General features: G+C 65.2%; 28 protein-coding genes and 1 tRNA gene. 10 read left to right on the forward strand and 19 right to left on the reverse strand.

From position 1 onward, the window contains the following. Positions 1 to 54 precede the first annotated feature (54 nt). Positions 55 to 1,125, forward strand: coding sequence for a glycosyltransferase (locus tag DY467_RS19845; protein WP_164638456.1), 1,071 nt, complete (start codon positions 55 to 57; stop codon positions 1,123 to 1,125). 160 nt (positions 1,126 to 1,285) lie between these two features. On the opposite strand, the gene DY467_RS19850 is transcribed toward DY467_RS19845, so the two are convergent. From DY467_RS19850 to obgE, 10 genes are all read right to left on the reverse strand, one after another. Continuing rightward, the gene (locus DY467_RS19850) at positions 1,286 to 1,792 is read right to left on the reverse strand and encodes an RNA pyrophosphohydrolase (protein WP_107342426.1); all 507 of its coding nucleotides are present in this window, start codon (positions 1,790 to 1,792) and stop codon (positions 1,286 to 1,288) included. 38 nt (positions 1,793 to 1,830) lie between these two features. Continuing rightward, positions 1,831 to 3,072, reverse strand: a complete 1,242-nt coding sequence (locus tag DY467_RS19855; RefSeq protein ID WP_164638458.1) for a divergent polysaccharide deacetylase family protein — start codon at positions 3,070 to 3,072, stop codon at positions 1,831 to 1,833. A 150-nt stretch (positions 3,073 to 3,222) separates the two neighbouring features. Further along, positions 3,223 to 4,599 carry a S41 family peptidase gene (locus tag DY467_RS19860; RefSeq protein ID WP_164638460.1) on the reverse strand — a complete coding sequence of 459 codons (1,377 nt, stop codon included), beginning with the start codon at positions 4,597 to 4,599 and terminating at the stop codon, positions 3,223 to 3,225. Continuing rightward, entirely contained in the window at positions 4,596 to 5,987 is a 1,392-nt protein-coding gene (locus tag DY467_RS19865) for a murein hydrolase activator EnvC family protein (protein WP_164638462.1), read from the reverse strand. The genes DY467_RS19860 and DY467_RS19865 overlap by 4 nt, the downstream gene beginning before the upstream one ends. A 19-nt stretch (positions 5,988 to 6,006) precedes the next feature. Next, the gene (rlmH, locus tag DY467_RS19870) at positions 6,007 to 6,489 is read right to left on the reverse strand and encodes a 23S rRNA (pseudouridine(1915)-N(3))-methyltransferase RlmH (protein WP_011155735.1); all 483 of its coding nucleotides are present in this window, start codon (positions 6,487 to 6,489) and stop codon (positions 6,007 to 6,009) included. A gap of 89 nt (positions 6,490 to 6,578) precedes the next feature. Next, the gene (gene rsfS, locus DY467_RS19875) at positions 6,579 to 6,956 is read right to left on the reverse strand and encodes a ribosome silencing factor (RefSeq protein ID WP_107346369.1); all 378 of its coding nucleotides are present in this window, start codon (positions 6,954 to 6,956) and stop codon (positions 6,579 to 6,581) included. A 289-nt stretch (positions 6,957 to 7,245) separates the two neighbouring features. Next, the gene (locus DY467_RS19880; RefSeq protein WP_164638464.1) at positions 7,246 to 7,875 is read right to left on the reverse strand and encodes a nicotinate-nucleotide adenylyltransferase; all 630 of its coding nucleotides are present in this window, start codon (positions 7,873 to 7,875) and stop codon (positions 7,246 to 7,248) included. Positions 7,876 to 7,899: 24 nt separating this feature from the next. Beyond that, on the reverse strand, positions 7,900 to 9,192 hold the full coding sequence (locus tag DY467_RS19885; protein ID WP_164638466.1) for a glutamate-5-semialdehyde dehydrogenase: 1,293 nt from the start codon (positions 9,190 to 9,192) through the stop codon (positions 7,900 to 7,902). 202 nt (positions 9,193 to 9,394) lie between these two features. Beyond that, complete coding sequence (gene proB / locus DY467_RS19890; RefSeq protein WP_164638468.1) at positions 9,395 to 10,525, reverse strand: glutamate 5-kinase; 1,131 nt, start codon at positions 10,523 to 10,525, stop codon at positions 9,395 to 9,397. A gap of 141 nt (positions 10,526 to 10,666) precedes the next feature. Then, positions 10,667 to 11,728, reverse strand: coding sequence for a GTPase ObgE (gene obgE, locus DY467_RS19895; protein WP_011155730.1), 1,062 nt, complete (start codon positions 11,726 to 11,728; stop codon positions 10,667 to 10,669). 152 nt (positions 11,729 to 11,880) lie between these two features. Here obgE and DY467_RS19900 point away from each other — a divergent pair, with 152 nt between their 5' ends. After that, positions 11,881 to 12,786 (forward strand): DMT family transporter, encoded by a 906-nt coding sequence (locus DY467_RS19900; RefSeq protein WP_164638470.1) that lies wholly within the window; start codon positions 11,881 to 11,883, stop codon positions 12,784 to 12,786. Here DY467_RS19900 and DY467_RS26250 read toward each other — a convergent pair whose 3' ends face one another. The 5 genes from DY467_RS26250 to rplU all read right to left on the reverse strand — a co-directional run bounded on the left by DY467_RS26250 (position 12,787) and on the right by rplU (position 14,968). Continuing rightward, complete coding sequence (locus tag DY467_RS26250; RefSeq protein ID WP_199852179.1) at positions 12,787 to 12,960, reverse strand: hypothetical protein; 174 nt, start codon at positions 12,958 to 12,960, stop codon at positions 12,787 to 12,789. Between the two features lie 127 nt (positions 12,961 to 13,087). Further along, positions 13,088 to 13,279 carry a hypothetical protein gene (locus tag DY467_RS19905; protein WP_107342418.1) on the reverse strand — a complete coding sequence of 64 codons (192 nt, stop codon included), beginning with the start codon at positions 13,277 to 13,279 and terminating at the stop codon, positions 13,088 to 13,090. A gap of 211 nt (positions 13,280 to 13,490) precedes the next feature. After that, positions 13,491 to 14,090: a GNAT family N-acetyltransferase gene (locus tag DY467_RS19910; RefSeq protein WP_164573359.1), complete on the reverse strand. Its 600-nt coding sequence runs from the start codon at positions 14,088 to 14,090 to the stop codon at positions 13,491 to 13,493. Between the two features lie 135 nt (positions 14,091 to 14,225). Further along, positions 14,226 to 14,498, reverse strand: coding sequence for a 50S ribosomal protein L27 (gene rpmA / locus DY467_RS19915; protein WP_011155727.1), 273 nt, complete (start codon positions 14,496 to 14,498; stop codon positions 14,226 to 14,228). Between the two features lie 89 nt (positions 14,499 to 14,587). After that, a complete protein-coding gene (rplU, locus tag DY467_RS19920; protein ID WP_107353781.1) occupies positions 14,588 to 14,968 on the reverse strand; it encodes a 50S ribosomal protein L21 in 381 nt (126 codons plus the stop codon). Positions 14,969 to 15,301: 333 nt separating this feature from the next. On the opposite strand from rplU, the gene DY467_RS19925 reads away from it, so the two are divergent. Together DY467_RS19925 and DY467_RS19930 are read left to right on the forward strand one after the other, a co-directional pair. Further along, entirely contained in the window at positions 15,302 to 16,465 is a 1,164-nt protein-coding gene (locus DY467_RS19925; protein WP_164638472.1) for an ROK family protein, read from the forward strand. A 154-nt stretch (positions 16,466 to 16,619) separates the two neighbouring features. Continuing rightward, positions 16,620 to 16,709 (forward strand) — tRNA-Ser (locus tag DY467_RS19930). Between the two features lie 113 nt (positions 16,710 to 16,822). Here DY467_RS19930 and DY467_RS19935 read toward each other — a convergent pair. Genes DY467_RS19935 through DY467_RS19950 form a run of 4 tightly spaced genes read right to left on the reverse strand, consistent with a single transcriptional unit; the run spans position 16,823 to position 20,933 of the window. Next, on the reverse strand, positions 16,823 to 17,626 hold the full coding sequence (locus DY467_RS19935; RefSeq protein WP_164638474.1) for an energy transducer TonB: 804 nt from the start codon (positions 17,624 to 17,626) through the stop codon (positions 16,823 to 16,825). Then, a complete protein-coding gene (locus DY467_RS19940; protein WP_164571443.1) occupies positions 17,623 to 18,090 on the reverse strand; it encodes an ExbD/TolR family protein in 468 nt (155 codons plus the stop codon). Before DY467_RS19940 ends, DY467_RS19935 begins: the two co-directional genes overlap by 4 nt. 12 nt (positions 18,091 to 18,102) lie before the next feature. After that, positions 18,103 to 18,741: a MotA/TolQ/ExbB proton channel family protein gene (locus tag DY467_RS19945; RefSeq protein WP_107342412.1), complete on the reverse strand. Its 639-nt coding sequence runs from the start codon at positions 18,739 to 18,741 to the stop codon at positions 18,103 to 18,105. A 56-nt stretch (positions 18,742 to 18,797) separates the two neighbouring features. Continuing rightward, positions 18,798 to 20,933 carry a TonB-dependent receptor gene (locus DY467_RS19950; RefSeq protein WP_246701589.1) on the reverse strand — a complete coding sequence of 712 codons (2,136 nt, stop codon included), beginning with the start codon at positions 20,931 to 20,933 and terminating at the stop codon, positions 18,798 to 18,800. Between the two features lie 676 nt (positions 20,934 to 21,609). Between DY467_RS19950 and DY467_RS19955 the strand changes: the two genes are divergently transcribed. The 6 genes from DY467_RS19955 to DY467_RS19980 all read left to right on the forward strand — a co-directional run bounded on the left by DY467_RS19955 (position 21,610) and on the right by DY467_RS19980 (position 26,428). Continuing rightward, positions 21,610 to 22,113 carry an SAM-dependent methyltransferase gene (locus tag DY467_RS19955; RefSeq protein WP_164638478.1) on the forward strand — a complete coding sequence of 168 codons (504 nt, stop codon included), beginning with the start codon at positions 21,610 to 21,612 and terminating at the stop codon, positions 22,111 to 22,113. Further along, positions 22,110 to 23,159, forward strand: coding sequence for an iron ABC transporter substrate-binding protein (locus DY467_RS19960; protein WP_164638480.1), 1,050 nt, complete (start codon positions 22,110 to 22,112; stop codon positions 23,157 to 23,159). Before DY467_RS19955 ends, DY467_RS19960 begins: the two co-directional genes overlap by 4 nt. 1 nt (position 23,160) lies before the next feature. Continuing rightward, entirely contained in the window at positions 23,161 to 24,183 is a 1,023-nt protein-coding gene (locus tag DY467_RS19965; protein WP_164638482.1) for a FecCD family ABC transporter permease, read from the forward strand. After that, the gene (locus DY467_RS19970) at positions 24,180 to 24,974 is read left to right on the forward strand and encodes an ABC transporter ATP-binding protein (protein ID WP_164638484.1); all 795 of its coding nucleotides are present in this window, start codon (positions 24,180 to 24,182) and stop codon (positions 24,972 to 24,974) included. Before DY467_RS19965 ends, DY467_RS19970 begins: the two co-directional genes overlap by 4 nt. Before the next feature lie 23 nt (positions 24,975 to 24,997). After that, positions 24,998 to 25,522, forward strand: a complete 525-nt coding sequence (locus DY467_RS19975) for a DUF2478 domain-containing protein (RefSeq protein ID WP_164638486.1) — start codon at positions 24,998 to 25,000, stop codon at positions 25,520 to 25,522. A gap of 114 nt (positions 25,523 to 25,636) precedes the next feature. Beyond that, positions 25,637 to 26,428, forward strand: a complete 792-nt coding sequence (locus DY467_RS19980; RefSeq protein ID WP_164638489.1) for a TOBE domain-containing protein — start codon at positions 25,637 to 25,639, stop codon at positions 26,426 to 26,428. Positions 26,429 to 26,452: the final 24 nt, after the last annotated feature.

Genomic DNA, 26,452 nt, shown 5'->3' on the forward strand with positions numbered 1-26,452 from the left:
ATCCACGCGGGCGGCGCGTCGCCTGCTGCGACTTGCGCCAGGCGAATTCAATTCATGACCACGCCCGTCGATACCTCCAAGCTCCGCATTCTCGAAATTGGCGGCGGCTATTTCAAACTGCAGTATCCAGAGCGCACCACCTGCCTGTGGACCTGGACCAAGCTGACCGATGATTTCGGCAAGCTCGACGGCTTCTCGACGCCGGACCGCGTGCTGCGCGAGCTGCGCGCTGCCGGCCGCGGCGAATACGACGTCGTGGTGGTCAACAGCCTGCGCTATTCGCCCTGGCATCCGCGTTATTGGGCGCGCGGCATCTTCTACACCCCGACCAATCCATGGGCCGCGCTGACCCGCCAATTCGGCCCCAGCCTGTTCCGCTGGGTGAAGTCGCCCGTGCCGGTGGTCGCGGTCGAGATGGACGATCACTTCGCGATCTCGAAGAGCAGCGTCTTCCTGCTCGACAAGGCGAAGGCGTATTTCAAACGCGAGCTGCCTTGCGACAAATGGCAGGCGTTGGCCGGCACCGTGCATCCGCATCTGCCGACGCTGCGCTATCGGCGCAGCGAGAAGTGGCAGCGCCGGATCGACAAGCTGCAGCCGATCTCACTGCCGCAATTCCGGTTCGACCCACGCTGGCGGGACGCGCCGTTTCCGGAGAAGACACACGACATTTTCTTCATCGGCTCGGTCGACGGCAATTCCACGGTACGGCGCGACGGTCTGCCGGAGCTGGAGCGGCTGCGGGCGGCGGGCGTGCGGATCGATCAGCCGACCGAGCGACTGCCTTACGACGTCTTCATGGAGCGGATGTCGCATTCCTGGCTGGCGTGGTCGCCGGAGGGCATGGGCTGGGACTGCTACCGGCATTACGAAGCGCCGATCGTGCAGTCGGTGCCGCTGATGAACAACCCGACCATCCTGCGCTATGCACCGCTGCTGTCCGGTCAGCACGGCGTGTACTACGACATCGAACCCGGCGGGCTGGAGCGCGCCGTCATGTCAGCGCTGGCGGACAAGGACAAGCTGCGCCGCATGGCGCTGGCTGCGCGCGACCACGTCTTCGCCCACCACACCGTGAAGGCGCACTGCGATCATATCCTGCAGACCGCGATGGCAGCGGGATGATGGTCTCGCGGTCCCTTGTCACCGCGCGACGAGGCGGCACGATTGGTCACGGAGTTCTCGCGTCGTTGCGCGGAGCGTAGCCATGGAGCAATGCAGGGCTCAGTTCACCGAGCCCCTGGACTGCTTCGCTGCGCTTGCAACGATGAAAGGATTGGTCGCCTCACACCGCCGCGGCGAGCTGCGAGAATTCCTTGACGACGCGCTCGTAGACCGGCCGCTTGAACGGCACGATCAGCTCCGGAAGATTGTGCATCGGCTCCCAGCGCCAGCTGGTGAACTCCGCCTTGTGGCCGCCGCCGGGGTGGACGACGTTGATCTCGGAGTCCGCGCCGGTGAAGCGGGCCGCGAACCATTTCTGGCGCTGGCCGCGATAGCGACCCTTCCAGGCGCGGCCGGCCACGGTGCGGGGGATATCGTAGATCAGCCAGTCCGGGACCTCGGCGAGCTTCTCGACCGAGTGGACGCTGGTCTCTTCATAAAGCTCGCGCTTGGCGGCTTCCCAGGTGTCTTCGCCGGGATCGACGCCACCTTGCGGCATTTGCCAGACGTGGGTGTCGTCGACGTGTTCGATGCCGCCGGTGCGGCGCCCGATGAAGACGAGACCCTCCCGGTTGATCAGCATCACGCCGACGCAGGTTCGATAGGGCAGGTCTTCGTAGCGGGCCATTCCGTCAGTGCCTTCCGCATCCCCGAGGTTGGGGTGACTCAACTTGATTTTGATTTCAGCATCGCCGTTGTCAATGGCGCCAGGAGGATCCCGCGACTCTCCAAGCTCTTGCTCCAGTTGACAATTCGTTCAATCGTCACCGGAAGCGCAGAAGCCATGCCGACAGCGCTGCCCCGCTCCTTGGCAATGCTCTCCAGCCGCGCCAGCGCCTTGTCGATATCGGCTCCGGCCGGCACCTGATCGATCGTGAGATCGGCCCGCACGAATGGGATCGCCAGCGATTTCGCCAGTGTTCCGGCGACGCTGCGCGGCGCGGTGCCGTCATCCAGATAGCCGAGACCGCGCTTGGCGGCGTCGCGGATCACCGCCTGCATCGCGGGCTCGGTGGCGACGAACCGCGCGCCCATGAAGTTCGACAGGCCGACATAGCCTTGGATCCGGCTGAGATGCCAATTCAGGCGGTCGAGATTCTGCTCCGGTGCGCTGGAGGTCAGCAGCGTCTGCGGTCCGGGGTCGTTGTCCGGATAATCGAACGGCTCCATCGGAATCTGCAGAATGACTTCGTGGCGCTTGGTCCGCGCTTCGGTCGCAAGCTTGCCCGGGTCCGATCCGTAGGGCGTGAACGCCAGCGCCACCGCGGCCGGCAGCTTCATCACTGCATCGTTGGTGCGGGCCGCGCCGATGCCGAGCCCTCCGACCACGATCGTCACGGTCGGCATCCGCTCAGCCTTGGCGCGATCGGCATCGGTTGTCATCGCATAGGCCGAGAACGGCTTCAGCCCGCCGGCCATCACCGGGATCATGCCATAGCGCGACTGCTCCAGCAGCTTCGGATTGATGCCGTCTGAAGTCGCTGGTCCTGCCGGAGGCTCGCCCTTGTCGGAGCCGTCGGTCCCGACCACGACGTCCTGACGCGTGCCCTTGGAGCCGTCGATAATGGTGATGGTCTTCTGACCGGCAGCCGCGTCTTTCGGCTCAGCGGCATCCTTCTTCTCGGCGGCAGCCGCCGGAGCATTCTCCGGCTTGCCGCTCTGATCCTTCCCGGCTTCGGCCGAGGCCTGCTTGGCCTCTTCGGGGCTTGGTTTGATCTCGACCCGCACCACTGGTTCGCCGCCAAATGGATCATTGCCGAACAGCGCGAAGCCGAGGAACACCAGCACGAACAGGCCGAGCAGCGCCGCCACCCCTTGGGTGGCGTTGAACGGCAGCCGGTAATGGCGCAGCCGCTGCCACCGGTTCCGCTTCTGACCCAGCGGGGTGCTTAGTTCGTCCGCCGCCACTGCCAACGATCTCCCGAATCAGTCGCAGGCGACGATAGCACGACACAGCCGGAGACCGCCGAGGGACGCCGCGTCAGGACGGGCCGCGCAGCAAAAAGGGCGGCCCGCAGGCCGTCCTTTCAGCAGATACATCAACCTTGATACGAACGATCAGTTCGCTGCCTTGTTGCCGGCCGGCTTGTCGATCGCAGCCTTGTCGCCGGTGGTCTGCTTGTCGGCCGGAGCCGAAGCGTTGACCTTGATGCCGTGCAGCAGATCGGCGGCGGCCTTCAGCGCCTTGTCGTCCTTGGCTTCCGGCGGCACGTAGGACTGCGAGCCGGTCTTCTCGTCGCCGTCGGCGCCCTTCAGATGGCCGCGCAGCGAGGCTTCGCCCTTGGTGTCGGTCCGGGCCTTGAGGTCGGCCGGCACGTCCTGCATCACTTCGATATCCGGAGTGATGCCCTTGGCCTGAATCGACTTGCCCGACGGCGTGTAGTAGCGCGCCGTGGTCAGCCGCAGGGCGCCGTTGCCGGAGCCGAGGGGAATGATGGTCTGCACCGAGCCCTTACCGAACGAACGGGTGCCGACCACGGTGGCGCGCTTGTGATCCTGCAGCGCACCGGCGACGATTTCCGAAGCGGAGGCCGAGCCGCCGTTTACCAGAACGATCACCGGCTTGCCCTTGGTGAGGTCGCCCGCATGGGCGGAGCGGCGCTGGGTCTCTTCGGCATTGCGGCCGCGGGTCGAGACAATCTCGCCGCGATCCAGGAACGCGTCCGACACCGTCACGGCTTCCTCGAGCAGGCCGCCCGGGTTGTTGCGCAGATCGAGGATGAAGCCCTTCAGCTTGTCGGCGCCGATCTGGTTGGTGAGGTTCGCGATCTCCTTCTTGAGCCCTTCGGTGGTCTGCTCGTTGAAGGTGGTGATGCGGATGTAGCCGATGTCGCTGTCTTCGACGCGCGCGCGCACCGAACGGACGCGGATGTTGTCGCGCACCAGCGTGACTTCGATCGGGTTGTCCTGGCCCTTGCGGACGATCTTCAGCCGGATCTTGGTATTGACCGGGCCGCGCATCTTCTCGACCGCCTGGTTCAGGGTCAGGCCCTGCACCGCCTCGTCGTCGAGATTGGTGATGATGTCGTTGGCCAGAATGCCGGCCTTCGACGCCGGGGTGTCGTCGATCGGCGACACCACCTTGATCAGACCGTCTTCCATGGTGACTTCGATGCCGAGGCCGCCGAATTCGCCGCGGGTCTGCACCTGCATGTCACGGAAGCTCTTGGCATCCATGTAGCTGGAGTGCGGATCGAGACCGGCCAGCATGCCGCTGATGGCGGATTCGATCAGCTTGGAATCGTCGGGCTTCTCCACGTAGTCGCTGCGCACCCGCTCGAACACGTCGCCGAACAGATTGAGCTGGCGGTAGGTGTCGGAGGTGGCGGCGCTAGCGGTGGCGCCCATCAGCATCGTGCGAGGTTGGGTGACGAAAAGTGTCAGCGCGGCACCGGTGACGGCGCTGAGGAGGATTACCGAAGTCTTGCGCATCATCCGCGAACCTTCTCGCCTTCATTTGCGGCCCACCATGGGCCTGGATCGATGGGAGTGCCGTCTTTACGGAACTCGACGTAGAGCACGGGCTGACTGGCGTTGGCCGCGAGGATCGAGGCGACCCGCGAGGTCGAACCCATGGTCGCGACCGGCTCTCCCGTGAGCACGAACTGCCCGATATTGACTGAAATGCGCTCCATCCCGGCGATCAGGACATGATACCCGCCACCGGCATTGAGGATCAAGAGTTGTCCATAGGAGCGGAACGGGCCGGCATAGACCACCCAGCCATCGCAAGGTGTTGTAATCTGGGCGCCAGCGCGCGTCGCCAGTGAGATGCCGCGCTCGACGCCGCCAACCCCGTCGGGGCGCCCGAATTCGCGGATCTTGGTGCCGTTGACCGGCAGCGGCAGCATGCCCTTGGCGGAAGCGAACGCGATCGCCGGGCTCAGCCGGCCGGGGTCCTTCAGCGCCGCCAGGTTGGCCTTGCCGGCAGCCGGAGCGCCCTTCTGATCGGCGGCGGCCGCAGCCTTCGCGGCGCTCTTGAGGTCCTGCTCCATCTTGGCAATCAGGCCCTGGAGGCTGTCGACTTGGCGCGACAGCGTCAGCGCCCGGCCGCGCTCGGCCTCGATGTCCTTCTCGACCGCACTCTGTTGCCGCTGCCGCTCTTCGATCAAGGCGGCGAGCCGTGTCTGGTCGGTGGTCAGGTTATTGCGGTCGGCGGCGAGCTGGTCGCGCTCGGCGGCGATCTTCTGGCGCACCGCGATCAGTTCGCCGAGATCGATGGCGAGACGCTCCGCGCGGGTCCGCAGCTCCGGCACCACTGCGCCGAGCAGGATCGCGGTGCGCAGCGACTCCAGTGCGTCTTCGGGGCGCACCAGCAGTGCGGGCGGGGCGCGGCGCCCGGCGCGCTGAAGGGCGGCCAGCACCTCGCCGATCTCGCCGCGGCGGGCGTCCAGCGAGGTGCGGATTTCAGTCTCGCGCGCGTCGAGCGGGCGGAGGCGCGCTTCGGCGTCGCTGATGCGGGTTTCGACCGCCCGCACCTTGGCGGCGACGTCGATCAGTTCCTGGTTGAGCTTGGTGCGGTCGGCGCCGATCGCCGCCAGATCGGCCTTGAGCTTGTCCTGCTGCTCGGCGGCGCTTTTCTGCTGCGCCCGCGCCGCTTCCAGCTCCTGCTCATGCTGCTTGATCAGGTCCGCCATCGACGGCGCCGCCGTCGTGGCGGCCGGAGCGGTCTGGGCCTTCGCAGAGGAGATCAGCGCCCCGTCCGGACGCGCCAAGTCGCCCGCCCACAAGCCCGCAGCGAGCCCGGCGGACAATAGAACCGCGGGCCGCCAGGAGCCGGCAGCCGCAATGTGCCTCGCAGCCGTGTTGCGCGGTGCATGCATCGGTTCGCTACGGCGTTGGTTACGCACGATGGTAAGGATGTCCCGCCAAAATCGTCGCGGCCCGATAGATCTGCTCCAGCAGCATCACGCGAACCATTTGGTGCGGCCATGTCGCCCCCCCGAACGACATGCTCAGCTTTGCCTTGCGCCGCAATTCAGGCAAAAGTCCGTCTGCCCCGCCGATCACGAAAATAGTACCGGGCACCTGCTCGTCCCGCCATCGGCCGAGCTGAGCGGCGAAGGCGGTGCTGCCGAGGCTCTGTCCGCGCTCGTCGAGCGTGACCAACACGGCGCCATCCGGCACCTGAGCGATGATCGCTGCGGCTTCTTCCGCCATCCGGGCGGGTGCCTCACGGGCGCGGCTTTCGGCAATTTCATGGACATCGAGGCCGCGGAAGCCGAGCTTACGGCCGAGGTCATCGAACCGCGCACGATAGCGCTCGGCAAGCTCGCGCTCCGGCCCCTGTTTCAGCTTCCCGACAGCCAGAATCAATAGTCGCATCAGCTCACGCGCCCTTTGCGCGAGAGCCGCGCTACCCATCCGTCAGACACGCGTCTTCAGCCGCGCCGACGCCACACGCACTACGATGACTACAGCGTCTTCGCCGGCGCCGGACCTTGCGTCCACAACCGTTCGAGGTTGTAGAACTCGCGGACCTCGGGACGGAAGACGTGCAACACGACGTCGCCGGCGTCGATCAGCACCCAATCGCAGTTCGGCAAGCCTTCGACGTGCGGCGCGGCGATGCCGGCCTGCTTCAGGGCCTTGACGACATTCTCGGCGATCGCGCCAACATGACGGTTCACCCGTCCAGTGGTGACGACCACGTAGTCGAACATCGCTGATTTGCCGCGGAGGTCGATGGTCACCGTCTCCTCCGCCTTCATGTCGTCGAGGCGGGAGAGGATCAGTTGCAGCGTCGCTTCCGCATCCGGCGCAGCCTTGAACTGCGATGCATCCGGCGCGATCGCCTCAGGGGTCGGTACTGGCGCAGTCCTGGTTGACGCGGACCGCGAAGCCTTTGCCGCGACCGATTTCGGCAAAGCCGACGTAGACAATACAGAAGTGGTCAGGGACCTTTCCTTTCACTGTATCGTGGGTGCCGACTCCCGGCGCCCACAGGCCATTCTAAAGCAATTTCCAGCAAAGTGGAATCCAGGGCGCCTTGCAGGAGCCGTAAACGCCGCCGCGCCGTCTCGCAAAAGTCACACATCCGATGTGGGGAGCGCCGCGCCGAGAGTCCAGCGAACGCCACCATCATGTCTTCCAGCTTCCGTCGGGGTTCCGCAAAGCGGTCGACGACACCGGCGATTTCAGCCCGGTGAGAAACACCCAGGCGGGTGGGTGGCGATCCGCCAGGGTCGCTGCTTCATTAGTAGGAATTCGCATTCGCATCAGACGCTGCGCGGCGGGAGCCGCGAGCGCGCGGAGGCTCGTGGGGGGACGGTCGATCACCGCGATCGGGACCTCGGCCGCGATCTGCTGCCACTGCTGCCAGCGATGGAACTGAGCCAGATTGTCCGCGCCCATGATCCAGACGAAGCGAGCGCCAGGACAATGCCGGCGCAGATAGCGGAGAGTGTCTGCAGTGTAGCGGGTGCCGATGACGGCTTCGAGACGACTGACCTGGATGCGCGGATCGTCCGCGATCGCTTGCGCCGCGGCAACCCGGGCGTCGATCTCGCGCAGGCTGGAGATATCCTTCAGCGGATTGCCCGGTGATACCAGCCACCACACCCGATCGAGCTTCAGCCGTTTGAGCGCGAACTGACTGATCGCGCGATGTGCCAGATGCGGCGGATTGAACGAGCCGCCGAGCAGGCCGATCCGCATCCCCGGCGTAAACGGCGGAATCGCTCGGCGGGCTGCGGCGAGGTCCGTCGTCACCTCAGCCTCGGCGGCACGGCAGCATCACGGCCGGGTCTGTCCGCTGCCATGGATGCGATACTTGAACGTCGTCAGCTGTTCGGCACCGACCGGTCCGCGGGCGTGGAATTTCCCGGTGGCGATTCCAATCTCGGCGCCAAAGCCGAACTCACCGCCGTCTGCAAACTGCGTCGATGCGTTATGCAGCACGATCGCGGAGTCGACTTCGCTGAGAAACTTCGCTGCCGCCTGCGCATCCTCGGCGACGATCGCATCGGTGTGATGCGATCCGTGGTCGTGAATATGTGCGATCGCAGCGTCGACACCGTCGACCAGCTTGGCGGCGATGACTGCATCGAGATACTCAGTATCCCAGTCCTCATCACTCGCCGGCTTTACCCGGGGATCGACCTGTTGCACGGCCTGATCGCCGCGCACTTCGCACCCCGAGTCGATCAGCATCGTCACCAGCGGTGCAAGATGCGTCGCAGCGGCCGCGCGATCGATCAGCAGCGTTTCGGCTGCGCCGCAGACGCCCGTGCGGCGCATCTTGGCGTTCAGCACGATCGACTTGGCCATCGCCAGATCAGCGCTGCGATCGACATAGACGTGATTGACGCCTTCCAGATGCGCGAACACCGGCACCCGCGCTTCGCTTTCGACGCGAGCCACCAGGCTCTTGCCGCCGCGCGGCACGATAACGTCGACCGTTCCATCAAGGCCCGAAAGCAACAAGCCCACCGCCGCCCTGTCGCGGGTCGGCACCAAAGTAATCGCCGCATCCGGCAGCCCGGCCTCGCGCAGACCCTGCACCAGGCAGTCATGGATTGCGCGGCAGGAGCGGAAGCTCTCCGAGCCGCCGCGCAGGATCACGGCATTGCCGGACTTCAGGCACAGCACGCCGGCGTCAGCCGCCACGTTGGGGCGGCTTTCGAAGATCACCGCCACGACTCCGAGCGGCACGCGGACGCGCTCGATGGTCATTCCATTCGGCCGCTGCCAGCTTTCGGTCACCGTGCCGACCGGGTCGGCGATGCCGCGCACCACCGCGATGCCTTCGGCCATCGCTTCAACGCGCGCAGGTGTCAGCGTCAAACGGTCCAAGAATGCCGACGTGGTACCGGCCGCTTTCGCATCGGCGACATCCTCGGCGTTCGCCGCCAGGATCTTATCGGCACCGGCGCGGATAGCCCGCTCCATCGCTTCCAGCGCGCGGTTCTTCTGCTCCGGTGGCGCCAGCGCCAGGGTCCGCGCGGCTGCGCGGGCCTGTCGACCCAGGTCGGTCATCAGCGTCGTCAGTTCGGCGCTGCCGTCGATGGCTTTGAGCGAGGCGGTCATAGCGGTTGAGCCTGAAAAATCCGTGGCAGGTCATGTAAATAGGGGGAAAAGGCCGCTACGCCAAGCCGGTTGCTGGGAAACCGGGTGATCCCGGTCCTTTCGGCAATCGACGAGATTGCCGCGATTTGGCGGTTCATTGCTAACTGGCGTCCACGAAACCCCTGCTTGCTAACACACGGCAGGGGCACTGGAGGACTGCGCGTCAGGCCGGCGCCGTGCCGACGACCAGATCGTCGCGATGGATCATCTCGGCCCGGCCGGTGATCCCGAGGATCATCATCACGTCCGGCGACGACCGGCCCTTGATCTTGTCGGCATCCTCGGCATCGTAAGCGACGAGGCCACGGCCGATCTCGTGGGTGTCCGGTCCGCGCACGATCACCGCGTCGCCGCGGGAGAACTGGCCGTCGACCCGGATCACGCCGGCCGGCAGCAGGCTCTTGCCGGCGCGCAGCGCGCTGACGGCGCCGGCGTCGATCGTCAGTGTGCCCTTCGGCTCCAGCGTACCGGCAATCCAACGCTTTCGCGCCGTCACGGGATTGGCCGGCGTCAGGAACCAGGTGCACTTGCCACCTTCGGCGATCGCCTTGAGCGGATGATCGATCTTGCCGGAGGCGATCAGCATATGGGTGCCGGCGGAGGTCGCGATCTTGGCCGCTTCGATCTTGGTGCGCATGCCGCCGCGCGACAGCTCCGAGCCGGCAGCGCCTGCCATGCCTTCGATTTCGGCGGTGATCGCTTCGACCACGGGAATCAGCGTGGCGTCCGGATTGCTGCCGGGCGGTGCGGTGTACAGCCCGTCGATGTCGGACAGCAGGATCAGCAGATCGGCGCTCGCCATGGTGGCGACCCGTGCCGCGAGCCGGTCGTTATCGCCGTAGCGGATCTCGGTGGTGGCGACGGTGTCGTTCTCGTTGATCACCGGCACCGCGCGCCATTCCAGCAGTTTGGCGATGGTCGAGCGGGCGTTGAGATAACGCCGCCGTTCTTCGGTGTCCTGAAACGTCACCAGGATTTGGCCGGCGCCGATGCCGTGGGCGCCAAGCACTTCGGACCAGGTCCGGGCCAATTCGATTTGGCCGACTGCTGCTGCCGCCTGGCTTTCCTCAAGCTTGAGCGGGCCGCGCGGCAGCTTCAGCCGGCTGCGCCCGAGCGCGATCGAGCCGGATGACACCACCATCACGTCACGGCCGCCACGATGCAGTTCGGCAATGTCGGCGGCGAGCGCCGTCAGCCACCCGGCTCGTACCTCGCCGGCGACCGAGTCGATCAGCAGCGACGAGCCGACCTTGACGACGATGTGGCGGAAATCGTGAAGCTTGGGGCTGGCCATGGAAGATATCGATCACAACGTCGCGGTGCGCAAAGCAGTGCGACTGGCAGGAAGAGGCTCGTTTTGCAGCACCAGGACGGGCCGCGCAAGCTGTGCGAACGGATCAGCAGACCTGCCGCGATCGAGGCCGGACGCGAGGATTCAGGCGTCCTGCGGCGCCCAGGGCTTGGCTTCTGCGGGATTGTCCGCGGTGCCGATCGCCTTGTCCGAGACCGGCGCTTCGCCGATCACCGCAACCAAAGCCCGCAGCGCCTCCGGCACGCCCTGACCGGTTACGCCGGACAGCAGTAGCGGCGTCTTCTTGGCAGCGCGCTTCAGCCGGTCCTTCTGCTTCTTGAGTTCGTCCGGTTCGACCGCGTCGATTTTGTTCAGCGCGACGATTTCGATCTTGTCGACCAGCGTCTCGGCATAAGCTTCGAGTTCGCCGCGCACCGTTTTGTACGCCTTGCCGGCATGTTCGCAGGTGGCGTCGATCAGGTGCAGCAGCACCCGGCAGCGCTCGATATGGCCGAGGAAGCGGTCACCGAGGCCGGCGCCTTCATGGGCGCCTTCGATCAGACCGGGAATATCGGCGAGAACGAATTCGCGGCCGTCGCTGTTCACCACCCCGAGCTGCGGATGCAGCGTCGTGAACGGATAGTCCGCGATCTTCGGCTTGGCGGCGCTGACCTTGGACAGGAAGGTCGACTTGCCGGCGTTCGGCAGCCCGACCAAGCCTGCGTCGGCGATCAGTTTCAGCCGCAGCCAGATCCAGCGCTCTTCGCCTGGCAGGCCAGGGTTGGCGTGGCGCGGCGCCCGGTTGGTCGAAGATTTGAAATGGGCGTTGCCGAAGCCGCCATTGCCGCCCTTGGCCAGCACGAAACGCTCGCCGACTTTGGTGAAGTCGTGGATCAGCGTTTCCTTGTCCTCATCGAAGATCTGGGTGCCGACCGGCACCTTCATCACGATGTCTTTGCCGCCCGCGCCGTGGCGGTCGCTGCCCATGCCGTTGCCGCCCTTTTGCGCCTTGAAGTGCTGCTGGTAGCGGTAATCGATCAGCGTGTTCAGGCCGTCGGCGGCTTCAACGATGATGTCGCCTCCGCGGCCGCCATTGCCGCCATTGGGGCCGCCGAACTCGATGAACTTCTCGCGGCGGAACGCCACGCAGCCGTTCCCGCCATCGCCGGAGCGGATGTAAACCTTAGCTTCATCGAGGAATTTCATGGGTCATCCGTATCGTAAGGTCGGGGGGCGCGGCAACACTTCGATCACCGTCCGCCGCTGCCGCGGTCTGAAAGTCGAAGCGACCCTCCGCCGCCTTGCACCAGCCCGAGTCCCGGGGCGATAAGCGGCGGTCACAACCGTCCGGGCCAAATATGGGGCTGTTCGCCAAAATCACCACCGCGTCCGACCCGCGCACCGCCCGGATCGCCGGCATTTTGCTGATGCTGCTGGCGATGCTGGCGTTTTCGTTCTCCGATGCGGCCGGCAAGACGGTGGTGGCGACCTATTCGGTCGGGCAATTGCTGTTGCTGCGGGCGCTAGCCGGCTTGTTCGTGCTGTCGCCGCTGATCTGGCGCCAGCGGAAGGCGTTTCTGGGGTTGGAGCGGCCGGGGGTGCAACTGGCGCGGATGGTGATCGCGGCCTGCGAAGTCGCGGTGTTCTATCTGGCGGCGGCCTATCTGCCGCTCGCCGACGTCATCACCTTCTATCTTGCCTCGTCGCTGTTCGTTTCGGTCGGCGCTGCGTTGTTTCTGGGTGAGACCATCGATCGGGCGCGCGGAATCGCGATCGTCGTCGGCTTTGTCGGCGTGCTGATCGCGCTGCAGCCGTCGACCCAGACGATGAGCTGGCCGGCGCTGATCGCGATCCTCGCCAGCGTGCTGTTCGCCGGCCTGCTGCTGCTGACGCGGTTTCTGCGCCAGACGCCCGACATGGTGCTGGCCTCGCAGCAATTCGCCGGCACGCTGCTGCTCGGCCTCGTTCTGACCCCGTCCGGCTGGATCACGCCGTCCGCAACCGATCTGGTGTGGTTTGCGATCTCGGGCGCGGTGTCGGCGGTCGGTCTGCTGTGCGTCAACCGTTCGCTGCGGCTCGCGCCGGCCAGCGTCGTGGTGCCGTATCAGTACACGATGATCATTTTCGCCGCCGCGTTCGGCTGGCTGCTGTTCGGCGATGTGCCGTCGCGGGCGACGGTGGCCGGTGTCGCGATCATTATCGCGGCCGGGCTGTATCTCGGCTGGCGCGAACGCAGCGCGCCGCGGCCTTCCGAGGGCGGTTGACTACTCGCCGACCCGCAGCGCCAGTCCGCTGAAACGTTCGCTGAGCACGCGCGCGCGTTCGCGGCGTTCCTCGATCAGAAGCTTGCGCTCGGTCGCCTCGAACGCGTCGAGGTCGGCACGGAACTCATCACGCACGTCGCGGACGGCGACGGTTTGGTCGGGCGAATCGGACATCGGGACCTCCCTGGTCGAACTGACGCCTAACTACACGTGGTTGATGAAGATCGCGTATGCACGAAGTTGCAGGCGGCGCGATCAGCCGGCGATGGTTAAGCGCCGATTGAACGCGCCTGCTCGCACATCAGATGCCGAAACGGCGGTCGAGATCGACGAAGCGGAAGCTGAGCTGCTCGGTCCGCTCGCGGTGCTGCTCGGCTTCGGCTGCGCGGTCGGCGGTGAGTTCGACCTGCTCGATCGTCGCGGGCGCGAGCGGCTTGATTTCTTCGGCGAGGTCGCGGGCGAGGACGGCCTGGATGTAGCGATGAGCGGACATGTCGGAACTCCCTGTTTGGAAGTCCGTCCTACGCAGCCTGGGCCGCGCGCTGAACTCGGTTCCCACCGAGGCTGACGGCTCGTCCTCCGGCCGTGGTTAAGCGGTGGGTAACGGCGAGGGTACGGCTTGATACGTCTGTCCCGAAACAACATCGGCCGGGTCACAACCCGGCCGATCCGTTCGCTTCAATGATGGTGTGGCGAGGTGCTGATTAGCAGCGCCGCTTGGTGGTGCCCCACTTCTTCAGCGACGACCACACCCCGCGGGTGAGGCGGAAGCAGTCGACCGGGGTCGACGATCCGATCGACTCGAAGCGGTGCAGCTCGACACCGGTCCATTGGAAGCCGCACTTCTCCAGCACGTTGCGCGACGCCGGATTGATCACACGGGCGGCCGAGATCATCTGCTTGGCGCCGTGCACCTCGAAGGCGAAGTCGATCACCGCCCGCGCGGCTTCGGTGGCGTAGCCGTTGCCCCAATGCTGCACGCCGAGCCAGTAACCGAGCTCCGGGGCGTCGCGGTCGCTCCAGTCGACGCCGACCAGTCCGATCGGCTCGAGATCCTCGGCTTCGATCAGAAACACGCTGTCGCTGCTCTTGGGGAGCGCGGTCACGAAGCGCGCGGCGTCGTCGCGCGTGTAGGGAAACGGCATCCGCCGGGTCATCTCGACGACGCGGCGATCGTTGGCGAGCGAAGCGATGGCCTGGATGTCCGCGAGAACCGGTTTACGCAGCGTCAGCCGCTCGGTCTCGAGGACGCAAGGTCTCGCCTCGCGCAACGAGGGCGTGGTGGTCGGGATCTCCTGCAACATGGCGGGCTCCTGAAGGTGCGCCGTGAAAGGTACGCAAAGAAAAAGGGGAGGCCGGTTTTCCCGCCTCCCCTGGAGCCCTTAGTTGTGCTCCGCCGGTTTGACAGGACCCGGCGGACACATATTTTTGTCCACCGTCTATTCGGCCGCCTGCATCGCAATCGGGAGTACCGATACGTAGGTGCGGCCGTTGGCTTTGGCGCGGAATTCGACACGGCCTTCCACCTTGGCGAACAAGGTGTGATCAGTGCCCATGCCGACGTTGAGGCCGGGATGCCACTGAGTGCCGCGCTGACGCGCAATGATGTTGCCGGGAATCACGTGCTCGCCGCCAAACGCCTTCACGCCGAGGCGCTTGCCTGCGGAATCACGTCCGTTGCGCGAGGAACCGCCCGCCTTTTTATGAGCCATGGCTCGTCTCCAAAATCCGAAATACCTTTTAGATGAATCCCGTTACGGAATCATCCCGCTTTTTTGTCACGTCTGCTGCGCGCGGCGCCTTATTCGGCGGCTTCCGCAGCCGGGGCAGCCTTTGCGCGCTTGGCGCGGGGGCCGACCGAAGGCTTCTTGCCGTCGGCGAGGATCTCGGTGATCCGCAGCACGGTGATTTCATCGCGGTAGCCGCGCTTGCGCTTGGAGTGCTTGCGACGACGCTTCTTGAACGCGATCACCTTCGGGCCGCGCTTGTGGTCCAGCACTTCGGCCGCCACGGTAGCGCCGGCCACGGTGGGCGCGCCGAGAACCGGGGTGTCGCCGCCCAGCACGAGCACTTCGCCGAGCTGGATAATGCTGCCGACGTCGCCGTCGAGCTTGCCTACTTCGAGCACATCTTCCGGAACGACGCGGTATTGCCGGCCGCCGGTTTTGATGACTGCGAACATCTTTTTCTTCCTTCGTGTTCGATCCCGGCCTCGGTTAACCCGGGCCGGCTTTTTGGTCAGTCGATGACGGGGTGCGACGACGAAGCGCCGCGGCTTTGGTGCGGATGGACTTGAGCCGGGCGAAAGCCTCGCCTCTGGCCGCACAAAACAAATCGGCGCGAGACCTGCCCGCGCCGGTGCGTAACTTATACCCGCCGCGCCGCGTCCGTCAAGGCGGAAGCCGGCAAAATGCGGCCGCGTGCGGGGCCGGCCGCTAAACCAGCCGTTGCGAACGCGATGCAACCAACCGGTTCCCGGATCGTTGTCGTTCGGTTTTGAACGGGGGTACTCTCGATGGCTGAGGACAGTCTGACCACCACCAACGCCGGCATCGCCGCGCACGGCGCCACCCGGCTGCCTTCAGTCGAGATCGACAGCTACAATATCGAAATCAAGGATGAGGACGGCTTTCTCGGCGACCGCGCCTCCAAGGGGGCGTTTCAGCGCCTGCTTGACGATTGGCGCAAGGCGCTGCGCGAGACCGGCGACGATCCGTTCGGGCGGCGCGACACCAAGAAGATCGCCAAAAGCGCGCTCGACGAAGCGCTGGCCGGCGACGACGTCGCCGCCGCCGCGGTGGTTCACAGCGCGATCGAGGATTTCGCCCAGGAGCTCGCTCACGTCACCAAGCGTTTCCTGCGCACCAAGGCCTGGGCCGAAACCGAGTGCATCGTGGTCGGCGGCGGCTTTCGCCAGAGCCGAGTCGGCGAGCTCGCGATCGCCCGCACCGACATTCTGCTCAAGGCGGAAGGCCACGCGGTCGATCTGGTGCCGATCCGGTTTCACCCCGACGAGGCGGGGCTGCTCGGGTGCCTGCATCTGGCACCGTCCTGGATCTTCGAAGGCCACGACAGCATCCTGGCGGTCGATATCGGCGGCTCCAACATCCGCTGCGGCGTGGTCGAGACCGCCTGGAAAAAGGCGCCCGACCTGTCCAAAGCCTCGGTGTGGAAGTCCGATCTGTGGCGTCACGCCGACGACGAGCCGACCCGCGAGGGCGCCGTGAAGCGGCTGACCCGCATGCTGAAGGACCTGATCTCGGAGGCCGAGGACGAGGGCTTCAAGCTGGCTCCGTTCATCGGGATCTCGTGTCCCGGCGTGATCAACCCCGATGGCTCGATCGAGAAGGGCGCCCAGAACCTGCCGGGCAACTGGGAGAGCAGCAAGTTCCATCTGCCGCGCAGCCTGCTCGAAGGCATCCCTATGATCGGCAGCCACGACACCGCGATCCTGATGCACAATGACGGCGTCGCCCAGGGCCTCAGCGAAGTGCCCTTTATGCAGGAATTCGAGCGCTGGGGCGTGCTGACGATCGGTACCGGCCTCGGCAACGCCCGCTTCACCAACCGCCGCGACAAGGACAAGGCCAAGAAGGATCGCGAGAAGGACAAGGAAAAAGACAAAGAGAAGGACAAGGAGAAGGGCAAAAAAGACAAGGATAGCAAGGAGAAGGCCTGAGCCGCTTTGGCTGCCGGCCCTGCGCGGCCGGCGATCTGGGGCCTTCGGATCAATTCGGGCGAGAAAATCCGCCGCACCCCGCCTTGTCTATCTGTCGCTCCTCGCCTAGAACACGCCCCGACCACCGGGCGTGAATCGCCCGCTTTGGCACCAAGGAGAGGTGGCAGAGTGGTTGAATGCACCGCACTCGAAATGCGGCATAGGTGCAAGCCTATCGGGGGTTCGAATCCCTCCCTCTCCGCCATTAGCCTGCAAACTGGTGTTCTGTTCGAGTGCCTCTGAGCTCCGCTGCGCCTTTCGCGTCGCAGGTGAGCAAGCTGCGGCCACGCCGGATGACGTCGGCGACTCTAGCCCAGCTCAATCGTCCATTGAAAAGCGCACGACGAAATGACCGCGGAATAGGCCGTCGGGCGGGGGCGGCGGTCGGGCGGTTCTCATCATCGAATCGATCGCGCGGTCCAGTGCATCGCTGCCGGTCGAACGGGTGATTCTGTAGTTGATCACTTGACCGGATGCGCCGATCGCGAACGACAGTGAAGCCGTCCCCTCCTGGCGGGTCTGGCGCGCGGAATCCGGATACACCTTGCGGCGATTGAATTCGGCGACCACCAGCGCTGCGTAGCTCGCCCGGGACGTGGCGGTCGATGTCTGCTGTCCTGTGTCCGCACCCATGCGTGCCCGGACGCGTGATATCTCGGAATCCCCGGCGTCGTCGGAGGTCGCGGCTGCGTGGCGCGAGGGGCGGGCCGGTGCGGCGGGGTGCTTGTGGTCTCTCTTGCTGTGACGCTTGTCCGATCGCGATAGCTGCGGCCGGTTCGGCTTCGCTGAGGTCTCGACGCGGATTGGGGATTTTGGCGTCTCGACAACTTCCGGGGAAGGTTCGGGGGAGGGTGGCTGATCGTTGGCGTGCGCCGGTTCGTTGGCCGCTGGCGAGCTCTCGGGCGGTTCAGGTTCCGAACGCTCCGCCGGCGCCGCGACGGCTTCGGGGATATCGATGGCTGCCTCGCCGGCCGCGATGATCGTCACTTCCATCGGCGTGTCGATTGCCAGCGGCGACGACCTCTCTGTCCAGTGCAGGAAGACCATCGCGTGACAAGCGGCGACCGCGCCGACCAGCAGAAGTCGACCGCCCGGCGAAAGTGCCAGAGTCGGCCTCTTCATCTCTGATCGCGTGGTTTGTAGTCCGGGCGCGGTGCGCGGCCACGAGGGTCGCGCTCGGTCAAGATCGCGATGCGGGACAGGCCGTGGGCACCGAGTTGGTCGAGCACGGTCACCAACGCCCCGTGCCGGCATTCGCGATCGGCGCGGACATGGATGGCACGCGTTCTGTCGCCGGCGGCCAGCGTCAGGATGGCATCGCCGAGCCCGTCCACCGCGACGCCCTTGTCGCCGAGTTGGGCGTTGCCGTCGCGATCGAGCGTGACGACGATCGGCTCGGATTGCTCGACCGGTTGCGCGGTCGTCGCTTTCGGCAGATCGACCGGCAGGCCGGCGGTGAGCATCGGCGCGGTCACCATGAAGACGATGAGGAGGACGAGCATCACGTCGACGAGCGGCGTGACGTTGATCTCCGCCTGCGGGCGGAGTTCATTGCCCCGCGAGCGTATCGCTTCAAGAACGCTCATGGCGCGGCACTCCTATCGCGATCTCGCGGTGGCGCGCTCGAGGTCCGCGCCGATCAGGCGCTCGGCCTCTGCCTGCACGAAATCGTCGAGCGCGATCGCCGTCCTGTTGAACAATGCGCCGATGCGGTTGTAACCGATCGACGCCGGGATCGCGGCCGCGAGCCCCCAGGCGGTGGCCGCAAGTGCCTCGGCGATGCCTGGTGCGACCACGGCAAGGCTGGTGTCGCGCGCTTCGGCGATGCCGGCAAAGCTGGTCATGATTCCCCACACCGTCCCAAACAGGCCGACGAAAGGCGCCACCGAGGACACGATGGCCAGATTGGGTAGCCCCGCTTCGGCCTTAAGGATCAGGTCGCGCGCGGCCCGCGTCATGGCATCGACGACCTTCGCCCGACGATCGGCTTCGCTGGTGCCTCGCGGCGATGCATCGCGCGCTGCTGCGCCCGCGGCGGAGACCGTGGCGAGGATCGTTGCTTCGTCGCCGTCGCGGCTGCGGCGGAGCGCTGCCGACAGCCGCATGAATGCCACCACCGCTTCCGCGATCCAGACCCAGCTCAGGATCGATGCCGCGAGCAACAGGACCAGCACGGTTTTGACGACCGGCCCGGCCTGGGCGAACACGGCGGCGGGGGTGAGCGAGATGTCGTGCATCGAATTCTCCGTCGCAGGCCCCGTCTCGACGGGGCCTGCTTCCGTCCGCCATTCGGTCAGAAGGTGCCCTTGAAGCCGACGTAAAACGTGCGGCCGGGCTCCGGATAGCCCCAAGCAAGCTGGTAGTTTCTGTCGAAGATGTTCTTCACGCCGCCAGACACGGTGAAATTCTCACGCACCTTGTACTCCGTCGCGAAGTTGGCCAGCACATAGGCGCCAGTCTTCACGTAGCTGGAGACCGTCTTGTTGTTGATCACCTCCGTCTTCTGCGACCATCGTTCGTCTGCGTAGGTCACGTTCGGCGTCAGCGTCAGCCCCTCGATCGGACTGTAGGTCGCGTAGACCATGCCCTTCACGGTCGGAATGCCGGTCTGTTCGATCGTCGGGTCGATCGGATTGGTGAGCAGATTGTGGATGTAGGAGATGTTGCCGCCCGCGATCAGCGTCGGAGTGAAAGCATAGTCGATCGCGAAATCGACGCCGTAGCGGTGGCCGTCACCGACATTCTGATATTGCGTGATCGCGGAGACCTTGCCGGTGATCGGGTCGGTGTAGCTTTTGCCGGTCGCGACCGACTGCATCATGTTCTCGACCGTGGCGTAGTAGCCGAGGATCGAGACCTGGCTTTTCGGGGCGAACGCGTTGGTCCAGCCGATCTGGTAATTGATGGCACGCTCCGGCGCCAGATCGGGATTGGAGGCGCCGGTGCCGAACCGTGAGCTGAACCGCTCGAACAACGTCGGGAAGCGAGTGCGGTCAGAGATGTTCGCAAACAGCTTGGCGGTTTCTGAATAGCGCCAGACCGCCGCGGTTTGCCAGTTCAGCGCCGAAGAATCGGTCAGCCTGTAGTTGATCCAGTACGGTTCATAATAGACCGACTTGTTGACCTGTCCCAGCACGTATTCCTCGGCCTTGCCGAGGTGGCGCCAGTCGTAGCTGACGCCCTGCACCCAGTCGATATCTGGACCGAAATGCACGGTGTTCTCGGTCGCGACCGAATAGGTGTCTTCAGTCGAGGTCTGGGCCGGTTCATCGAAGCAATTGATGTTGGCCGTCTTGGTGGTGGCGCAGGTCTTGCTCTTCGGCGTTGTCGTGCCGTTCAGGCCGTAGCGGTCGGTGTAAAGCTCGTTCCACTCGGAGTGGTTGTCGCGCCGCACGTGAGTGGCGAATTTCAGCGTATCGAATCGGCCGAAATCCTTGCCGACCTCGATCGAATTGCCGATTGCCCAATCCTGATAGATCGAGCGCGACGCGCTGCTCGAATAGCGCAGCGTCTGCGCTGCGTCGTCCCACATGTCTATCGCGTTGTCGAACGTTTCCCAGAAGGTTCGCGTCTTGACGTAGGCGTCATCGCCGATCGCGGTTTTGGTCGCCGCCGACAGGATCTGCACGTTCCAATACGGCCACGACCAGTATTTCTGCGACGCCGTCGGCTCGACATTGTAGGGCGCACCCTTCTGGCCGTTCTGGCGGATGAAGTTGATCGAGTACTCGTCCTCCGGATTCGGCGTCCATCCGGCTTTCAGGTTGACGCTCCAATCGTTCGACGACGAGAAGTCGCGGCGTCCGCCGTTCTCGATCGAGGTCGGCGTAAAGCTCGACGGCAGCTCCCAACCGTCGATCTTCTGCCAGCTCGCGCTTGCTTGGAAGTAATAGTCGTTCTGCTTGCCGCCGACCCGCCCGTAATTGCGGAATCCGTCGAACCGGCCGCCGTTGCCGAACTCGGCCTGCGAGCGCCACTCGCCTTCGATCGGCCGTACCGGCTTTTTCGTCACGAGGTTGATGGCGCCGCCGAGGCCCCCTGGACCGTCGAGCACGGAGACGTAACCCTTGGCGATCTGAATCTCGGAGATGTCGTCGGTGAGGAAGCGGGAGAAGTCGATCCGGTTGTCGGCGGGAAGATAGATGCGCACGCCGTCGATCGACAACGGCACTTGCAGCCGGTCGAAACCGTGAACATAGATGTTGGTCTCGTTGCGCTGGCTGCCGGTGGTCCCGGCGGCCACGCCCGGCACGAGGTCGATCGCCCTGTCGAGCGTGTGCTTATCGAAGCGCTCGGTCTGCTGGTTGGAGATCGTGCTGCCGCCGAAGTTGTTGAACTCCGATGAGTTGGCGCCTGCCGCGGTCACATGAATCGTCCCCAATTCATAGACGCCTTCGTTGCCCGCTCGTGCAGCGTCGACTGAAGTCATGGTCGCTGCGCTCGCGAGCAGGATGCTCAACTGGCTCACTCGTTTCATTTTTGCCCCCTGTGAACGACGCCCCTTTGCGTCGGAAAACGAGAAGCGCCGCGGGCCTCGGTCGGCCGCCGGCGATAATGGTGTCGTGAGGTCGGTGCTCCCGCCGATCCGATCGAGCGTCACGCGACCGAGACGCGACGGTCCTGCGGTAAGCGCGTCGTCGTGCTGGGTTGTCCGGACGGAGATACCGATCTGTAGCGTCGCCGGGTCCCCGCACGCCGAGCGACAGGTCGCTCCCTTGGCCGGCAGAAATTCTGGGAAAGCCATCACGACGTCACAATCGTATAATCCAATTACATATAATATCTGCACTGTCCGCTTTACGGACCACAATGGGCAAAATCGGTCACTTCGAGCGTAAGTGCCTCAACGTTGAGCAATTCGGTATCTGAATATGCTAAGTCAGCCAGAGGTGGGTATTTTCGGTACCATGCGTTGCATCTATGCAACTCTGTAGGAAGCGATCCTTGATCGCGACCTCGCATCGCTAGCGAAGGCTGGGCGTGCAAACTTCGGCCGCCCCGGTAGTCGAAGGTCGAGCTTGTTTCTTTTATGTACATATATCTGACTATGCCCTTACCTGCGTCGAGACCTCTCGATGGGCAGCAAAGGGCATGTGAGCCGAAACATGGGCGCGACCGACGACATCCGAGCTGGCGAACTCGCCTCAGATTGGTCGGGAAGCCCCGACGCCGGCGTGGTCTTCATCGGCCGCATTCACACGCCGTGGAACAGGCTGGAGGATTGCCCCCGCCACGGCCGTGCCGATGGTCCGGTTTGCCGAATCGAGGTGTTCGAGACCTGGCTGCCGGCTCTCGCCGGCATCGACGACGGCACATTGCTCGAAGTGTTCTATTGGCTGCATCGGTCGCGGCGCGATCTGCTGCTGCAATGTCCGCGCAACGACGGTGACGCGCGCGGCACGTTTTCGATCCGCTCGCCGCTGCGGCCGAATCCGATCGGCACCTCGATCGCCCGTGTCGACCGCCGCGACGGTGCCAATCTGTTCGTGCGCGGACTCGATTGTCTGGACGGCACGCCGCTGGTCGATCTGAAGCCGGACCGCGCCGAATTCATGCCGCTCGCGCCGCCGAAGCCGGGCGACTTCCAGGTCGGCGAGCCGCGGCGATGATCGGACCAGCCCGGCGTCTGGTGGTCCTGCTTGCGCTGACGATGTTGATCTTTGCCGCATGCACGCCTGACGCGTATGCGCGCACCGTGACGGACTCCGTGGGCCGCCGCGTCGAGGTTCCCGACACCATTACGCGCGTGTTCGCGGCGGGGCCGCCAGCCGGGATCTTTCTCTATGTGGTCGCACCGGAAAAGATGATCGGCTGGGGCCGCGCGCCACGCGACATCGACAAGCCGTTCCTGCTGCCGATGGTCCGCGATCTTCCCGAACTCGGCCGGCTGACCGGGCGCGGCGATACCATCAGCGCCGAGCGATTGATGGCAGCGAAGCCGGATCTCATCATCGATCTCGGGTCGGTCAACGAGACCTATCGCTCGATTGCCGACCGCATTCAGGCGCAGACCGGGATTCCCTACGTCCTGATCGACGGTCGCTTCGAAAACACGCCCGCTGCGATCCGGCTGCTCGCGCAGATCCTCGGGGTGAGCGCGCGCGGTGAGGAGTTAGCCAAAGCCAGCGAGGCGATCTTCGCCGAAGTCGACCGTGTGGTTGCGACCGTGCCCGAAGCGTCGCGTCCGCGCATTTATCTCGCGCGCGGCAATGACGGCTTCGAAACGGGATCGCGTGGCTCGATCAATACCGAGATCATCGAGCGGGTCGGCGCCGTCAATGTCGTCGAAGGCATCCGCGAGGCTGGCGGGCTCGCGCGCGTGTCGCCCGAGCATGTGATCGGCTGGGCACCGGATACGATCATCACCATCGATCCCGCCGTGCGGGATCTGATCATGAGCCGTCCCGAGTGGCAGCCGGTCCCGGCGGTGCAGAACAAGCGGGTGCTTCTGTTGCCGAACCAGCCGTTCGGCACGATCGACCTGCCGCCTTCGCTCAACCGGCTGATCGGTCTGCCGCTGCTGCTGCACGCGCTCTATCCGGCGCAGGCAACGTCCGATCTGAAGACCGAACTGCGCGACTTCTATCGCCTGTTCTATCAGGTCAATGTGCAGGACGCCGATCTCGACAGGCTCCTCGAAGGGCTTCGTCGCTGAGGTGCCTATCCTGCGCATCACGCCGGTCGTCGCCGGCTTTGCAGTGTTGTTGCTGATCGTCGCGGTGGTCGCCGCCGGGATCGGACCATATCGCATTGCGCCGGGCGACGTTGTTGCGGCGATCATGGCGTGGATCGGGGGTGGCCACATCGACCAGCAGATCGCGGCGGTGCTTTTTCAGGTGCGGCTGCCGCGCATCGCCGCGGCGATCTGCGTCGGCGCAGCGTTGTCGGCCGCCGGCGCGGCTTATCAAAGCCTGTTTCGTAATCCGCTGGTGTCTCCGGACATCCTCGGCGTTTCGCAAGGCGCGGGCTTCGGCGCCGTCATCGGCATTCTGTTCGGGCTGCCGGTCGTGATGATCGAAGCGCTCGGCTTCGTGAGCGGATCGCTGACGGTGATCCTGGTCGTGACGCTGGCGTGGTCGCTGCGCCAGCGCGGCGATATCCTGATGCTGGTGCTGTCCGGTATCGTCGTCGGCGCGCTCGCGGCAGCGGCGATTTCGCTGGTGAAGATCGTCGCCGACCCTTACGCGCAACTGCCGATGATCACCTATTGGCTGCTCGGCAGCCTGGCCAGCATCCGGCCCGACGACATCGCAGTCGTCGCGCCGACGGTCGCGGTCGGCATGATCCCGCTTTTCCTGCTGCGCTGGCGCATCAGCGTGCTGTCCTGCGGCGACGACGACGCGCGTGCGCTCGGCGTCGATGTCCGCCGCACCCGGCAGATCGTCATCGTCGCGGCGACGTTGATCACCGCCAGCGTGGTCGCGATCTCCGGCATCATCGGCTGGGTCGGCCTGATGGTGCCGCATCTCGCCCGGCTCCTGGTCGGGCCGCGCTTCGACCGGCTGCTGCCGGTGTCGATTCTGATCGGCGCGGCCTTCATGGTCGTGGTCGACACCATCGCCCGCACCGCCGCAACGATCGAAATTCCGATCGGCGTGCTGACCGCCCTGGTGGGTGGCGGTCTGTTCGTCTGGCTGATGACGCGGCGGGGATCTCGTTCGATCTGGAGGCGGGAGTGACTAGGCGCCTCGTCCTCGACCACGTTGCGATCGGGTATGACGGGCAGCCGCTCGCCGAGGGAATTGACCTTGTGCTGTCGGGCAGCAGCACGACTTGCCTGATGGGACCAAACGGTGTCGGCAAGACCACGCTGTTCAAGACCGTGCTGGGGATTCTGCCACCGCTGCGCGGCCGGATCGTAATCGGCGGTCACGATATTTCGACACTTCGCCCGGAGGAGATCGCGCGCCGCATCGCGCATGTTCCGCAAGCCTACCAGGGCGATCCGACCCATACCGTGCTTGATATCGTGGTGATGGGCCGAACCGCGCGGCTCGGTCTGTTCGCGTCGCCCGGCCGCGACGATTATGCGGCGGCCTGGCGAGCGCTGGAGGCGCTTGGTATCGCTGACATCGCCGACCGATCCGCCGACCGCATCTCCGGCGGTCAGCGGCAATTGATGCTGATCGCACGCGCCCTGACGCAGGATACCGAACTGATCATCATGGACGAGCCCACCGCCAGTCTGGATCTCGGCAACCGCTTCGGCCTGCTCGACCAGATCCGCGCGCTGTCGGCGCGCGGCCTGTCGCTGCTGGTGTCGACCCACGAACCCGAGCACGCGTTTGCGATCGCCGATCACGTCGTGATCCTGGGGCGCGGCCATCCGGTCGCAGTCGGGCCGGTCGATCGGATACTCACTGCCGAACGGTTGCGCGCGCTTTACGGTCTCGACCTCGCGATCGAGACCACCCCGATGGGACGGCGTGTCGTCACACGCTGCGACCTGCCGGCGACGCCGGCCCGCTAACTCAGCTCCAGGAGATCCGCCCGATGGCCCCGCTTCCTCTCGCCGTCATGGTCTACGAGCCCGGGGACGCACTGGAGGAGATCCTGGCCGCCGCACGCGACCGCCTTGTCGGGCTTCCAAGAGTTCGTATCGCCGGGCTCGGACCGCGCCATTCCAACGGCCGGGCCTCATTTTGGCTCGATGATATCGTTCGCGGCGATTCGATCGCGTTGTCGCTGGATCTCGGACCGGGCTCGACCTCGTGCATTCTGAACGCCGATGGCCTCGCGACCGCGCGGATGCGACTGGCCGAAGCGATTGCCGGCCGACCCGACCTCGTGTTCTTTGGCCGATTTGCCAAGGAAGAGATCGCTGGACGCGGCATTCGCGAAGAGATCGGGCTGGCTCTCGTGCAGGACGTTCCGGCGCTGGTCGCCGTGGAGCAGGCGATGCTGCCGGGCTGGATCGCGTTCGCCGCCGAAGGCTGGACGATGCTACCGGCCGATGCCGACGCCGTCGTCGCCTGGTTCACCGCGCTTGCGGCCGAGCGCCAATCCGCGGACACCTGATCGCGAAGCCACGGTGCGAGCGCTGCCCGCACGCGCGCCTCTGCCGGCGTTCGCTTTCGCGTCCGCACCAGATCGCCTAGGTTAGCCGCTGGCAAGCGACCCGCGGCACGAGCGATGGCAGACCATAAGATCGACGCATATCTGGTGTTGCGCAGCGGTGGACGCCTTCTGGCGGGTCGGGACCGGATTCACCTGCTCGAGGCCGTCGCCGAACACGGCAGCATCAGCAAGGCCGCGAAGGCGATGGGTCTGAGTTACAAGACCGCCTGGGAAGCCGTCGACGCCATCAACAATCTGCTGCCGACGCCGGCGTTCCTGACCCGGACCAGCGGCCGCGTCGGTGGTGCCGCGGACATTACCCCGGAAGGGCGGCGATTGATCACCGTGTTTCACCGACTCGAGGAGCATCTGACGAAGATCTCGACGCTGATCGCGGAGGAAGGGCTTGAGGAAATCGGCGACGCGCTGCTGTGGGCGAGCGGCTTCAAGGTCTCTGCGCGCAACAAGTTCATCGTTGAGGTCATCAACATCCGACGTTGGCCGGTCGACGTCGAGGTCGAACTCAAAGTGTCGGACGACCTTACCATCCACGCGACGATCACCAACGCCGCTGCCGAACAGCTCGATCTTGCGCCTGGGCGCAAAGCGCTTGCTTTGATCAAGGCGCCGTTCGTGCGCCTTGTCACGCCCGACGAGGCGTCGAAGCTGCGCCGCAACGTGTTTCGCGGTGTGGTCAAGCGCAGGGTCGACGCCGAGGTGCATTCGGAAGTGAATCTCGACATCGGAGGCGGCAAGACCATCGTTGCGGTGGTCCCGCGCCAAGATGCCGAAGATCTCGGAATCGCGGAGAACGCCGAGGCCGCGGTGACCTTCGAAGCCGATCACGTCATCATCGCAGTCCAATAAGGCGCGGGCCTAACGTCGACGTCC

Origin of the sequence: Rhodopseudomonas sp. BR0G17 (assembly GCF_010907025.1) — a bacterium.
In the GTDB taxonomy this organism is placed as follows: Bacteria; Pseudomonadota; Alphaproteobacteria; order Rhizobiales; family Xanthobacteraceae; genus Rhodopseudomonas; species Rhodopseudomonas palustris_H.

Bases quoted from the DNA above. Each gene is read 5' to 3' on its own strand.
- DY467_RS19925 (WP_164638472.1), top strand. From the start codon at position 15,302: ATGGCTGAGGACAGTCTGACCACCACCAACGCCGGCATCGCCGCGCAC.
- DY467_RS19960 (WP_164638480.1), top strand. From the start codon at position 22,110: ATGATCGGACCAGCCCGGCGTCTGGTGGTCCTGCTTGCGCTGACGATG.
- proB (WP_164638468.1), bottom strand. From the start codon at position 10,525: ATGGCCAGCCCCAAGCTTCACGATTTCCGCCACATCGTCGTCAAGGTC.
- DY467_RS19900 (WP_164638470.1), top strand. From the start codon at position 11,881: ATGGGGCTGTTCGCCAAAATCACCACCGCGTCCGACCCGCGCACCGCC.
- DY467_RS19935 (WP_164638474.1), bottom strand. From the start codon at position 17,626: ATGAAGAGGCCGACTCTGGCACTTTCGCCGGGCGGTCGACTTCTGCTG.
- rlmH (WP_011155735.1), bottom strand. From the start codon at position 6,489: ATGCGACTATTGATTCTGGCTGTCGGGAAGCTGAAACAGGGGCCGGAG.
- DY467_RS19860 (WP_164638460.1), bottom strand. From the start codon at position 4,599: ATGATGCGCAAGACTTCGGTAATCCTCCTCAGCGCCGTCACCGGTGCC.
- DY467_RS19885 (WP_164638466.1), bottom strand. From the start codon at position 9,192: ATGACCGCCTCGCTCAAAGCCATCGACGGCAGCGCCGAACTGACGACG.
- DY467_RS26250 (WP_199852179.1), bottom strand. From the start codon at position 12,960: ATGTCCGATTCGCCCGACCAAACCGTCGCCGTCCGCGACGTGCGTGAT.
- obgE (WP_011155730.1), bottom strand. From the start codon at position 11,728: ATGAAATTCCTCGATGAAGCTAAGGTTTACATCCGCTCCGGCGATGGC.
- DY467_RS19850 (WP_107342426.1), bottom strand. From the start codon at position 1,792: ATGGCCCGCTACGAAGACCTGCCCTATCGAACCTGCGTCGGCGTGATG.
- DY467_RS19945 (WP_107342412.1), bottom strand. From the start codon at position 18,741: ATGCACGACATCTCGCTCACCCCCGCCGCCGTGTTCGCCCAGGCCGGG.
- DY467_RS19950 (WP_246701589.1), bottom strand. From the start codon at position 20,933: ATGACTTCAGTCGACGCTGCACGAGCGGGCAACGAAGGCGTCTATGAA.
- rpmA (WP_011155727.1), bottom strand. From the start codon at position 14,498: ATGGCTCATAAAAAGGCGGGCGGTTCCTCGCGCAACGGACGTGATTCC.
- DY467_RS19845 (WP_164638456.1), top strand. From the start codon at position 55: ATGACCACGCCCGTCGATACCTCCAAGCTCCGCATTCTCGAAATTGGC.
- DY467_RS19865 (WP_164638462.1), bottom strand. From the start codon at position 5,987: ATGCATGCACCGCGCAACACGGCTGCGAGGCACATTGCGGCTGCCGGC.
- DY467_RS19955 (WP_164638478.1), top strand. From the start codon at position 21,610: ATGGGCGCGACCGACGACATCCGAGCTGGCGAACTCGCCTCAGATTGG.
- rplU (WP_107353781.1), bottom strand. From the start codon at position 14,968: ATGTTCGCAGTCATCAAAACCGGCGGCCGGCAATACCGCGTCGTTCCG.
- DY467_RS19905 (WP_107342418.1), bottom strand. From the start codon at position 13,279: ATGTCCGCTCATCGCTACATCCAGGCCGTCCTCGCCCGCGACCTCGCC.
- DY467_RS19975 (WP_164638486.1), top strand. From the start codon at position 24,998: ATGGCCCCGCTTCCTCTCGCCGTCATGGTCTACGAGCCCGGGGACGCA.
- DY467_RS19980 (WP_164638489.1), top strand. From the start codon at position 25,637: ATGGCAGACCATAAGATCGACGCATATCTGGTGTTGCGCAGCGGTGGA.
- DY467_RS19910 (WP_164573359.1), bottom strand. From the start codon at position 14,090: ATGTTGCAGGAGATCCCGACCACCACGCCCTCGTTGCGCGAGGCGAGA.
- DY467_RS19940 (WP_164571443.1), bottom strand. From the start codon at position 18,090: ATGAGCGTTCTTGAAGCGATACGCTCGCGGGGCAATGAACTCCGCCCG.